The sequence below is a fragment of the Sphingobium lactosutens DS20 genome (assembly GCF_000445105.1).
GTDB classification, from domain to species: Bacteria; Pseudomonadota; Alphaproteobacteria; order Sphingomonadales; family Sphingomonadaceae; genus Sphingobium; species Sphingobium lactosutens.
Map to the genome: position 1 here is coordinate 63468 of NZ_ATDP01000074.1, position 11446 is coordinate 74913.

Sequence of the window (11446 nt, forward strand, 5' to 3'; positions counted from 1 at the left end):
GCCCTCACGCCCCCACGAGGCCAGGCGCGGCAGCCACGCCCAGTATTTCCGACGGCTCGACGCCGGCCAGCCGGCAGATCGCCTCGAGCGGCGATAGCCCCTGGCGCATCAGCGCTTCGAAGGCCGCGACCTCGTCGGGCGCCGAGGTGTTGATCCAGTAGGAGAAGGGATCGACCACGAGCCGGGCGATGCCCAGGCCCAGCGGGGAGTCGATGAACACTTCGGAATAGTTTGGCTTGGAATTCCTGACCGACTTCAGGAGGTCGAGGACGAAGCCCGAATAATCCAGGATCTTGTTGTCGACTGCCCGGTCATAGGTCGATCCCTGGAGCAGGAAGCGCGTCGCGGCATTCTCGAGAATGACCTGGCCCGTGCCGCCGAACAATGTGAGGTCGTTCATCGACTGCAGCACGATGCCGAACGAGCCGCGATATTTACGCGCGCGCCGATAGCCCTGGCCGAAGGCTTCGGCGAGGCGCGAAAGATCCTGACCGTCGGTGCGGGTCATGAACTGCGCGGCCTCGTCGCAGAGCACGAAGCGGGGACGATCGCGGGCTGAGAGATAAAGTTCCTGCGTGACCGCGTTCACCACGACCATGACGATGACGTTGAAGAGGTCTGGCATTGCCTTGAGGCGCTCGAGCTCGAGTACGACGAACTCGTCGTTGCGAATGTCGAGCGTGGAGGGTCCGTTGAAGTAATGGCCATAGGCGCCGCCTGACCCGAAATCGCGCAGGTTGAAGGCAAGCTCCCGCGCCGTGGGCACGAGATGGTCGACATTGTCGAGCGCGGTCTCGACCAGCGACGGGTAGGTGCCGAGCCATTCGCGCACGGCATCTATGCCATGGTCGGCGCGCCCCGTGTCGATCGTCCACTGGACCGCCGATTTCAGCAGGTTCCACTCCGAGGTCGTGACACCCTTGCGCGTCGAGGCATTGGCCATCTCGGCGACGATGGCGACCGCCATGGTGATGGCCGACTGCTTGTCGTCGCCATCGAGCGCGAGCCCCATGTCGAACGGGTTGAGGACCAGATGCTCCTCACCGATGTCGATGTACCGGCCCGAACAAAGCGTGCAGAGCTTGCGGTAGCTGCCGCCGATATCGATGATGCGGATGAGTGCGCCGCAGGCGAAATATTGCTGGCACAGGTTGTTGAGCAGGAAGCTTTTGCCAGCACCACTCTCGGCCGAGACGATGAAATTATAGTTATTGATGCGCGGGTCGAAGAGATCCAGTGTGACGAGCTGGCCCTTGCGTCCCGTGTAGAGCAGGGCGGGGCGGCCGCCGCCGCGAAAATCGGTCTGAATCGGCGCCATCAACACCGCTGCCTTCACCGGCATGCGAAAGTCCCGCTCGAGCAGGCGCAGCGTCGTACGGTCGGGATAGAGACCGAAAGGCAGGCTCAGCACCAGGAGCGTCGGGTTAAGGTAGCTCTCCTCCTGCATCGAGAAGGGCTGGGGCTCGCCCTCCCACAGCCGCTTGGCGCGCGCGGCGAGATCCCGGGCATGGGCACGATCGCGACCGAACACCCAGATGGTCGGGATCACGCGGACGAACTTGCTGTTGCCGGCTTCGTCGAGGATCCAGCCGATCTCCTCGATCTGCTTACCGACCTCGACCGCGAAACTGCCTGCCGCCTTCTGCGCCGACAATATCTGCGCGCGCTTGTGGATCTCGAACTGGGAATGGTCGAACAGGATGTTGAGCGTGTAGAGGAACGGCCCGCCGATCTGGTCGCTGTCCTCGGACGCGCCGCGCATGCCGCCCATGAAGCGATTGGCGCGCTCGGCGGTGATGCGCCGGGCGGGCGCCTTGGGCGTCAGGCAGCGCGCGACCTGGTTGCCGAGGAAAACCTCCGCGCCCTCGAACACGAGATCGGGCCCAGCATCGATGATCTGTTTCGCGATCGGCGGCGCGCCGACAGTGGCGCCGTCCGCGAACACGCCGGGCGCCTGCTCCGCGACGCCGTTGAAGACGCGACGATAGAAAGCGACCATTTCTTCGGGCGGCAACCTGCGGATGCCGAGCTTCGCGAGCTGCTCCTCAACCTGTCGGCGCAAATCCTCGCCCAGCGGCCGCCTCGTCTTGATCGACAACAGCGTGCGAAAATTGCGGACCGGAATGCCGTGGAGCGCCTTGAGGCCATGGCGTCCTTCGCTCAGATAAGCATGGGTGTGGCGCGCCGAGGCCTGGATCAACGGATCGTCGCGGGTCTTGAGGTCGAGGAACGCGTCGAGCGCGCCGTCGATCAGCGGATCAGCGAAGGTATGGAGCTGGAGCACCGTCCCGTCCGGAAAATGAATGTTGAGGAGGCCCTGCAGCGCACCCTGAACATGGGAGAACATGTACGCGGTCGGCACCAGTTCCCAGGCATGGCCCCAGGTGTCGTCGATGCACAGAAACGCTTCCGTATCATCGTCCCACGCGACAAGCGGGAGATAATCCGAGAAGCTGTCGCGCCGGACGGCACTGCGCAGCCGCGCATAGCTGAGCGCGCTCATGGGCGCGGATCCGCAGTGGGCGGAACAATCGCCGGGGCGGCGGGAGCGATTGCGGATTCCGGCGCGGAGGCGGACTCCGCATCCGGGCCCGCTGCATCGCGGACCTGGCCGAGGATCGGCGCCTGTGACGCGCGATCGGGGGCGGCGACGAGCGTGCCGCCCACAACCCAGACCGGCTTGTCGATCACCGAATAGACATAGCGCGGCATATAGAGGCGGTCGGGACGCTGGCGATCGGCATAGGGCAGGATCAGCGTGCGCACCGTGCGTGCCGGCTTCAGCATCGGCGTGACCGGCGCCTCAATCAGGCCCTTGAGCTCACGATAGACACTGTCACGGTAGCTGCCATAGGCGTTGCTGGCCGCATCGGTGCGCGACCGCGTGTTCATGAGGCGCGCGGCCTGGCCGCGCAGCATGGCGCGGTCGTTGGTGACCTTGGGGTCGGACTTCGACGCGACACCGGCGACGGCATCGGCATAGGCGCGGTCAGGATGGATGCACTGGCCGTGATCGCTGTTCTTGCAGCTGAACTTCTCCGAATAGGGCGACATCATCGACCCCACCGTGGCGCAGCCTGCAAGACTTACGAGCAGGCTGACCGAAAGCAGCATGCGATGGAGAGACGTACGGGGAGCCAAGCGCATGGCGGATCCTCCTTTGGGATAGGGTGCGTGGAGCATCAGAATTTGCTCCCGACAGACGGCTTGATTTCGAGGCCGAGACCTTCCTGGATGACGACCACGACATCCTTCGCGGCGCCGACTTCGACCACCGGCCCGGCCTGACGGGCGAGATCGAGATAGAAATCGGTGAGCTTGTCCGAGGATTTGGAGAGGCCTCCGGCCACACCCGACTTGATCGCGTCCCCGGCGTCGAGGCTGCGCACGCTGCCGAGCGCCGAGGTCGAGAGGCTGCCGAACGAACCTTCGACGCTCTGCGAGATTCCTGCGATCGTGCCGGCGATGAACGAGCGGGCGAGCGTTGCTCCGGCACGGGTCACGACCTTGCCCGACAGGCCCTTCTTACCGTCGGCGTCGACGAAGAAACCCTTGATTGCCTGGTCGACCACCGCATGGCTCTCGAAGTCCACGCAGGAGATCGACACCAGCTGGATCTCGACCCTTTCCTTTGCGAGGCTTCCGGTCGCATTGCCGATGACGAAGCAGCCGGCGAGATTCGCCTTGACCTCGTTTGGAAGAACGGCGGGTGCCTGCACACGGGCGATGATCGGCTCGGGATTACTTGTCGCGTCCCGGCTCGCCAGCGCGTCGACGCCGGTCAGCAGCCGCGCCTTCATGAAACCAGGTGGTAAATAGATCGTCCGCTTCCCTTATGGGATGGCCCGCCCCTTTTCCCCGGCATCAGGTATGATGCCGGTGCTTGAAAAGGAAAGGAGCGGACCGATGTCTATTGTTATCCTTGGCGTTGATTTGGGCAAGAATGCCTGCAGTGTCGTAGGCGTTGATGCAGCAGGCGCTGTCATCGTGCGTAAGTCGATGCGCCGACAGACACTTATCGATTACGTGACCAAGCTTCCGGCTTGCGTGATTGCAATGGAGGCGTGCTGTGGTGCCCACAACCTTGGTCGCCTTTTCGCCGCGCAGGGGCACGAAATCAGATTGATGTCGCCGGAGTACGTACGCCCGTATGTCAAAGCGCAGAAGAATGATGATCGTGATGCGGAGGGGATTGCCGAGGCCGCCTCGCGCCCGACTATGCGCTTCGTCGAACTCAAGACTCAGGAGCAGTTGGACATCCAGACCCTCCACCGCGTCAGGTCCCGCCTGGTAGCCGAGCGCACAAACCTTATCAACCAACTGCGGGCGATCCTCCTGGAGCGGGGGACCATTTTTCCGGCCGGCCGGCGCAAGCTGGAGTTGGGCATTGATGCCATGCTGGCCGCCGAAGATACGGCCCTATCACCACGCTTGAAGCAACTGGTGGGTGAACTGCGCGCCGAATGGCACGAACTTGATACCAAGGTCGAGGCACTGAACGGCGAGTTTGTCGAACTGGCTCGCAATGATGCAGCTGCCCGGCGGCTCACGTCCATCCCCGGCATCGGCACGTTGAACGCAACCGCTTTGATTGCAGCCGTGGGCGATGCCAGCAGCTTTGCCAAAGCGCGAGACTTGGGTGCTTGGCTCGGCTTGGTACCCAGGCAACATACTACCGGCGGCAAGCCCCGGCTGCTCGGCATCTCCAAGCGTGGCAACACCTATTTGCGCACTTTGCTCATCCATGGCGCCCGGGCAGCATTACCGTCACTGGCGCGCAGCGAAACCCCGCTGGGACGTTGGTTGACAGGAATGATCGAGCGAGGAGTTCATCGCAACGCAATCGTCGTCGCATTGGCTAATAAACTGGCGCGGATCGCTTGGGCAGCCCTTCGCAAAGAAGTGAGCTTCGAACGCGGCTATCCAGCAGCGGCATAACGGATCGGCTGCGTGCTTCTGCGCGCGTAGCCCAACGATGTTTGCAGGAAGGATCGTGAAGATGGCCTGACAGTCGATCGGCGTCTGGAAAGCCCGGGCAAAAAAATGGCACCTGTTGCCGGTTCCCTTATTGTGGCTCCAGACGTGCGGATGTCCATCTTGGCCACGGGATGCTCCCGTGAGACCGCATACGTTGACGCAGACTGATCAGAACACCGTAAAATCCTACTTGCAAACGGGGCGGGCCATACGTTTTTTTGACGAGGGCGAGCTGCCGGCACCTCCCTCGGCTGTCTGCGTGGCGGTCGCCGCGCCGATCGCGCCGACCTGACGTTCCGTTGGCGGAGCCGGGGGCGCCGGCGGAGCTGCAGGCGGGCTTGGCGGCATGGGAATTTCATCCGCAGCGCCCTGCGCCCCAGCAGGCGCAGGGGGATAGGCGGGTGCCTCACCGGGGATCGCGGGCGGGAGATCTCCGCCGTCGCCTCCAGCAGACGCGTGGGACCCCAAACCGGCGCCAGCTACGACCTTCCCTTCCTCGATCGCGGTGACCCGGTCGCCAAGCAGACTCTGCCCGTCGAGGATCTTCTGGAGATCCCCGCGCAGTTTTACTTCGAGGCTGTCGCCGCGAAGTCCCGCGCCCATATCGAGGTTGGAAGCCTGGGGCGCCTTGGGCGCTTCCTGCTTCCCGCTGGTGCTCGCTGTGTAAAGGCCAAAGCCCAGCAGCGCGATCGTCGAGACGACACCCAACTGCTTGGCGCGCAACTTCTGATCCGACGTCAGCTTCGACCACTGCGCGCGCAGATCAAGCAGGGCAGGGCGGGCCGAAGTGTCACCGATAGCTTCGTCGGCAGGTGCACCGGGCGCTATGGCCGGAGATGGCGTCTGCGTGTCGTCTGGTGTCGTCATGGCTGTACGCTCCGGCGGACGACGATCAGCCGCGCGGTCTCATTGGGACCAAGCGTCAGGCGATCGATCGTGATGGCGAAGATGTCGGCCCCAAGCGCGGTATCGAGAAAGTCGCGCTCGTCGAGTGTGGTGGCAGCGCTGGCCCGGACGAGATATTCGCTGACCGAGAGACCCGCACCCTCGATCTCGAGGCGGCGCCGTTCCGTCAGCATTGCGGCGGGAATATCCGCCAGGATCAGCCGATCGCGGGACGGCGCCACCTCGGAGAAGGAGGCCGGCACCCGGTCTTGCAGGATCGCAAGCGCGATCCCGACCGCGCGCTCCTCCTCAACCAGCGGGCCGAGCAACGCATCATTGGCGCGTGCGCGCTGCGCGCCGCCGGGCACGAGCGTTACGGTTTGGGCCGGAATGTCGGCGGGCTCGGCATAGAGCGGGTAGATTGCGCCATTGCACGAGACGAAAAACTCGGACGGTGTCGTCACATAGGTGCGCGTCTTGGCGCCCATATCCTCGGTTTCGAGGACAAGGAACTTGATCCAGGCATCCGACCCCCCGCGTTCGACGGCGAGGCCCTTCTCGGCCGAGAACTTGACGTCCTCGATGTCGCCGCCCACACACACGATATGATTGACGTCCCGGTTTGAGAGCCGGATGTGGCTCGCCTGGTCGGGCAACGCCGCGATCGACTGGGCGAGGGCGGGCGCAGCGGCTAGGATGGACGCGGCCAATGTGCAAAAGGCGGGCGCCCCGGCGAGGCAGGCAAGCCTTGCTCGATTACCGGATGTCGGCACTGAAATTCTCCTCCTGGAGGGCGGTCAGCCAGAAACGGCCATTTTCGAGCGCGTAGCGGATGCGCAGATTGCCCCGGAACTTGCGGATCACGCCGCCGATAACGCGGACCTTCTCGACGGGAACGAGGATCTCGCTGCCCGTCCAAGTGACCGGCTGATCGCCCCGAATATAGGTCGCGATCGAAAGCGTCGGATTGTTGCCGAGTTCATCGAGCAGCCGGTTTAGACTGTCGCGGAGGCCATTATAGGCGCTGGGATGCGTGATCCGCAGCAGCTCCTGGAACTGGCGGTCGGCCGAATAAGCCGAATAGGTGCCGGCAAGGCCGACGATGTTGAAGGTGATCGCGCGGAGATAGCCTTCGGACGGCTTGTTGCCCGTCACATAGAGGTCGCCATCCACGCCGAACGGCACGATCACGGTGCGCGTGTTCTGGTTCGAAGTGTAGATCACCGTCCCGAGCACCGCGGTGATGCCGAACAGGCCGGCGATCGCTACCTTGAGCAACCGGTTTTCCTCGAAGAGGTTGGCCGATCCCTGCAGATAGCGGTGCAGATGCCAGCTCGGCCGCGTATCACCGATCATCTCGGCCTGGGACTTGCGCCTGAAGGGGTGGGTCATCTCGCCTACTCGAAGAAGCGGGTCTGGGTCGGACCCGGATAGTTGCGGAAGCGGGCCAGGCCCCAGCGCCAGGCCAGATGCGGGATGAACCCGCGCGGCTTGGTCCGCTTCCAGGGAATGAAGAGGAGAAGAGCGCCGATGAGCAGCCAGCCGATGAGCCCGCCGACGATGACCGCGACGAAGATCGTGGACATCACGACGATGAACTCCTGACTGTCGAACCAGAGTATCTGGACCGGTCGATGCAGGAACTGCGGCAGACGTTCGTCCACGCCCTTCTCCCTTGCTTCACCACGCCACGGGGCGTGGGTTCCGGAAAGCGACCATCGCCTTCCGTCTGTTGCGGACGACCGGCCCGGCCGGCGCGCCCGATCCTGGTCTCAGATCAGCATGCCGAAGGTCTGGAGGATCGAATCCGCCTTGATGAGGCAGACCGCCGCCACGATCGTCGGGATGCCGATCATGATGTTCGAGAAGAGCCGCGACACGCCGAAAAGGAAGGCGGCAACGCCGCCCACGAAGCCCATGGGGCCCTTCACGCCCTGGTTCACGACGATGTCGTAAATGTCGTAACCAAGGTCGCCAGCGGCCGGCGCCTGGAAGGCGTAGGCGACGCTCGTACCGGCGATCGCGGCCAGGAGGAAAAGGACGGCCGCGTCGATCGTGCGGAACGTCCTTCCCCGAAGCAAAGTCAACATATTCAATCTCCTTGTCGTCGGGGCCGTCCAGATCATGCTTGCCGGTACCGATCCGTAATCGTGTCCGGCCGGCGGCTGCGCTGGACGGCCCCTGAAGCCGCGCTCCCACCGGCATTCCGGTCCCCGGCTGCGCCGCGCGCGCCCGAGGCCCGCCAAAATCATTGCGGATCGCCCGTCAGGGGCTGGCCTTGGCCGCGCTGCCCTGGGTCTCGAGAAAGGCTTCAAGCTCGGCCTGCTGGAAGCCCGAGACGAGCTTCCCATCCACGAAGAGTGTGGGTGTGCCCGAAACGCCCATCTTGCGGACTGTCTCAGCGTCCCGCGCGACCTTCTCGGCGCCCGCCCGACACTTCTGCAGAGAGGCAGGTTGCGCGCCGGCATAGACCGCCTTGAAGGCCGACTGAGGGTCGGGCGAGCAAAGGATATGCTCCGCCTTGGCTGCTGCCTGCGGGTGGATACCGCTCACGAAGTAGACGAGGCGCTGAACGGGCTTGCCCTCGGCTTCCTTCGCCAGCCAGAAGCGCTCGAGCGCCTGGCAATAGGGGCAGTCGGGATCGGTGAACTCGATTACCTTGGGCGCGCCTGCAGGCCCCACTAGGAGCGCATCGGCAGGATCGATGGCGCCGAGCCGCTTCCTTGCGCTCGCATCCTGCGCCAATGCAGTCAGATTGACGCCGTTCTTGTCATAGATCGCAGCGAAGAGCAGATGCTGGCTCTCCGGCGCAAAATAGATGACGCGCCCTCCCGCGACAGCCTGATATATCGGGCCCGTCACGGGTGCGGGACCGAAGTCCTCGAACGTCAGGTTAGTGAAGGTCTGGCGCAGTTGCCGTTGCGCTTCCTCTGCGGCGGCCGCAAGCGGTTCGGCGCTGTTCGTCTGCGCAACGGCCGGGGCCGAAGCACAGAGCAGCGCGGCCAGGATGAGCTTACCGTTGCGAAACATGACTGACCTCCGTGCGGGGGAAGGGGGCGAAGATCCGGCTGTCGAGAGAAAGTGAACTGCCGATCTTGATCTGCGCCGGCGCCGATGAAGACCCGGACCGCCTGATGGTCGCGCGGATCGAGAAGCCGTCCTCGCCCGGGACGACCGAAAGCGCTGGCACCGCGGCGCAGGGATAGCCCTCCGCATTCGGCCGATAGGCTTGAGCAACTGCCGGTCCTGCAGCGAGGCAGAAGACTATTGCTCCGGCGAGCGCAGGCAGAGAACATGGAAAATCCATGGCATATATCTCCTCGCGGCGCCGCGCGGCGCTCGTGTCTTGGGGTTCGGATTTGCCGGCGCGTGATGCGGGTTGCTGGTCCGCAGTCACCGTCGTTCCGGTGCGTCATGAGCAATGACGATCACAGCAGAAGGCCGCAACAGGCAGGGCAATGAAGTGCCGAAGCGGCGCAACAAAGCAATAATAAAACGGATCGGGTCTGACGGTGACAACGATAGCGAACGAACACAGGAAAAGACAAAAGCGGCATTATAGTGCCGATTGCGCTTCATTTCGTCGTGTAATCGGAACTGTTCGTGCGCTCGAGCAGCTTGCCGGTCGCAATATGGGGGAGGACAAAAGCTGATGAGCCGAGCACGACGCAGCTTCAAACTCCGACTGTCTCCAGCCGGTTTGGACGTCCTGATCGATTCCCACTGTCATCTGATTCGCGTTACGCGATCGCTCATTGCCTGGGGAACGACGCTCCACGTCGCGATCGAACATCTCAACACAATGCCCACTAAAGCCATCGTCGAGCAATTGATGGAGCCCGAAATCCTCTGCCTCAACGGTCCGGAGGAACATCATGTGGGGGCATCCAACGAACTAAGGACCGTCGCCACCAGTATTTCGGAGCGCGTCCAGGATTGTGCACCGCACGACCGCCAGCCGACCCTTGGAGCGATTTATATCGTGGCACTTATGCAGGTCACCAAAGCTGATCAGTCGGCGCTGTTAAATGCCTTCGATCGAGCTCTCCAGTCAGGCGCCAGAACGCCCGCATCAAGGGATCTCAGCGATTTAGCGGGGTAGCTTCCGACAGATTGGCCGAGGTTGTCAATTGACATTGGTGGTAAGTACACCATAGCTTTCACTTATGGAATAGCCTTGGCGGGCAGTATCTCCCATCAGGAGACACGGATATGTCGCATAATCTAGCGACTTCCGTTGCCGAAAGTCCGATTCTGTACGTCAAAGTACAGTCGGGGCGACAGATTGAAGAGGCACGGAAGAAGAAGCGCCTGACGCAACGCGATCTGGCGCGCGAACTTGGTATGGGCGTGCGCTGGCTTCGCGAGATCGAAGCCGGCAATCCGCGGTCGCGTCTTGATGATCACCTCCTCTGCGCGTACCGGCTCGGCTTGTCGACAGGGCATATTTCTATACCGCTGTTATTTGCAGGACAGAGAATGTGCTTTCCCAAGCAGCTGGCGACTGGGGACCTCAGCCATCTTGAACGGATGTGCATCGAGCTGATCGCCCAGAGAAACCTTGACCATCTCACACGGGCCTTGACGCCAGCCTGGCCGGACTCTCCCGCTGTCGTGGGTGCGGGCTGATGATATCTGCGATGGATCCTCCTCTTCAGGAACGAGTCTACCGAGCATTGAAGGAAGATTACGCTGCCGGGCTATTTATCCCGGGACGGAGGCTCGACTTACAAGAGATTGCCGACCGTTACCATTCAAGCAAGACGCCCGCGCGAGAGGCTCTATGCCGGTTGATGGGCGAAGGGTTGATCGAACCTCATCCCGATGGAGGTCTTCGGCTGCCTAACTATAGCGGTCAGCGGCTGGTCCAACTATACGCTTGGAACATGAGCCTTCTCATGAGCTTGGTACATGAAGTGAGGCTATCTGTTTTAAGACACGCGATCGAATTGGCCTCACCGCGCACCTTGCAATCAACACCTGTAGGAATCTCGCATGCCGTGGGTTCACTCTTTCTTTCGCTTGCGACAGCGACAGGCAACGAGTTTGCGATTGCAACGGTAGGCAATCTGAACGAGCGCCTCCATTATGTCCGAATCGGGGAGATTCATGACATTGGAGACGCCGCGAAAGAAGTGAGAACCCTGACCAATATTTCGGTGAGGGATCTCCAAAAAAGCATGCGGCGTAGACTTGAGTCCTATCACATGCGGAGAATTGGCCGGCAAGAGTCGCGCCCGACATGATCGGCCGCGGCGGAGGTTGCGCGATAAGTTATTTTATTCAGTGCCTTAGAGGGTTCGGTCAGTCATGCCGTGTAAATTGCGCGGATTTCCAGCCATCCTGTCGCGGTATATTTCGAGGCGCTTTCCAGCAAACCATTTATGATCCTTCAGTCGCAAATCAGTGCGACAGCTGAAGAGGAATGAATCATGCAACGAAAGAACGACAGGCGCGACGTGAAGCGTCTCGATCTCGGCGGTGTCATGCAGCAGACCAAGGGCGGCGCCTTGTCAGTCAATGACAATCAGAACGGGCTCCGGCCAATCTTCGGCGGGCTCTCCGCCGACTGAAGCGGATGCTT

Annotated in this window: 13 protein-coding genes and 1 pseudogene; 5 read left to right on the forward strand and 9 right to left on the reverse strand. The window is 62.4% G+C overall.

Annotated elements, in window-relative coordinates:
• Positions 1–4: 4 nt before the first annotated feature.
• The 3 genes and pseudogenes from RLDS_RS35215 to RLDS_RS35225 form a co-directional block, all read right to left on the reverse strand.
• Positions 5–2503 (reverse strand): TraC family protein, encoded by a 2499-nt coding sequence (locus RLDS_RS35215; protein WP_021225144.1) that lies wholly within the window; start codon positions 2501–2503, stop codon positions 5–7.
• The gene (locus RLDS_RS35220; protein ID WP_021225145.1) at positions 2500–3147 is read right to left on the reverse strand and encodes a TraV family lipoprotein; all 648 of its coding nucleotides are present in this window, start codon (positions 3145–3147) and stop codon (positions 2500–2502) included. The genes RLDS_RS35215 and RLDS_RS35220 overlap by 4 nt, the downstream gene beginning before the upstream one ends.
• Before the next feature lie 35 nt (positions 3148–3182).
• A pseudogene (locus tag RLDS_RS35225) lies at positions 3183–3827 on the reverse strand (TraB/VirB10 family protein); the annotation flags it as partial.
• A 79-nt stretch (positions 3828–3906) separates the two neighbouring features.
• Here RLDS_RS35225 and RLDS_RS35230 point away from each other — a divergent pair.
• Positions 3907–4938, forward strand: coding sequence for an IS110 family RNA-guided transposase (locus tag RLDS_RS35230; RefSeq protein WP_020818605.1), 1032 nt, complete (start codon positions 3907–3909; stop codon positions 4936–4938).
• A 225-nt stretch (positions 4939–5163) separates the two neighbouring features.
• Here the strand turns inward: RLDS_RS35230 and RLDS_RS57180 are convergent, their stop codons facing one another.
• From RLDS_RS57180 to RLDS_RS35260, 6 genes are all read right to left on the reverse strand, one after another.
• Positions 5164–5844, reverse strand: coding sequence for a hypothetical protein (locus RLDS_RS57180; RefSeq protein ID WP_021225147.1), 681 nt, complete (start codon positions 5842–5844; stop codon positions 5164–5166).
• Complete coding sequence (locus tag RLDS_RS35240; protein ID WP_040603680.1) at positions 5841–6560, reverse strand: type-F conjugative transfer system secretin TraK; 720 nt, start codon at positions 6558–6560, stop codon at positions 5841–5843. Before RLDS_RS35240 ends, RLDS_RS57180 begins: the two co-directional genes overlap by 4 nt.
• Before the next feature lie 58 nt (positions 6561–6618).
• Positions 6619–7254 carry a TraE/TraK family type IV conjugative transfer system protein gene (locus RLDS_RS35245; protein ID WP_021225149.1) on the reverse strand — a complete coding sequence of 212 codons (636 nt, stop codon included), beginning with the start codon at positions 7252–7254 and terminating at the stop codon, positions 6619–6621.
• A gap of 5 nt (positions 7255–7259) precedes the next feature.
• Positions 7260–7526: a type IV conjugative transfer system protein TraL gene (locus RLDS_RS35250; protein WP_021225150.1), complete on the reverse strand. Its 267-nt coding sequence runs from the start codon at positions 7524–7526 to the stop codon at positions 7260–7262.
• A gap of 108 nt (positions 7527–7634) precedes the next feature.
• Positions 7635–7952, reverse strand: coding sequence for a hypothetical protein (locus tag RLDS_RS35255; RefSeq protein WP_021225151.1), 318 nt, complete (start codon positions 7950–7952; stop codon positions 7635–7637).
• Between the two features lie 175 nt (positions 7953–8127).
• On the reverse strand, positions 8128–8892 hold the full coding sequence (locus tag RLDS_RS35260) for a DsbC family protein (protein WP_021225152.1): 765 nt from the start codon (positions 8890–8892) through the stop codon (positions 8128–8130).
• Between the two features lie 622 nt (positions 8893–9514).
• Here RLDS_RS35260 and RLDS_RS35265 point away from each other — a divergent pair.
• The 4 genes from RLDS_RS35265 to RLDS_RS56240 all read left to right on the forward strand — a co-directional run bounded on the left by RLDS_RS35265 (position 9515) and on the right by RLDS_RS56240 (position 11435).
• Positions 9515–9964 (forward strand): hypothetical protein, encoded by a 450-nt coding sequence (locus tag RLDS_RS35265; RefSeq protein WP_021225154.1) that lies wholly within the window; start codon positions 9515–9517, stop codon positions 9962–9964.
• Positions 9965–10074: 110 nt separating this feature from the next.
• A complete protein-coding gene (locus RLDS_RS35270; protein WP_021225155.1) occupies positions 10075–10491 on the forward strand; it encodes a helix-turn-helix domain-containing protein in 417 nt (138 codons plus the stop codon).
• 11 nt (positions 10492–10502) lie between these two features.
• Positions 10503–11108, forward strand: coding sequence for a GntR family transcriptional regulator (locus RLDS_RS0127840; protein ID WP_161626717.1), 606 nt, complete (start codon positions 10503–10505; stop codon positions 11106–11108).
• Positions 11109–11294: 186 nt separating this feature from the next.
• Entirely contained in the window at positions 11295–11435 is a 141-nt protein-coding gene (locus tag RLDS_RS56240) for a hypothetical protein (RefSeq protein WP_021225156.1), read from the forward strand.
• Positions 11436–11446: the final 11 nt, after the last annotated feature.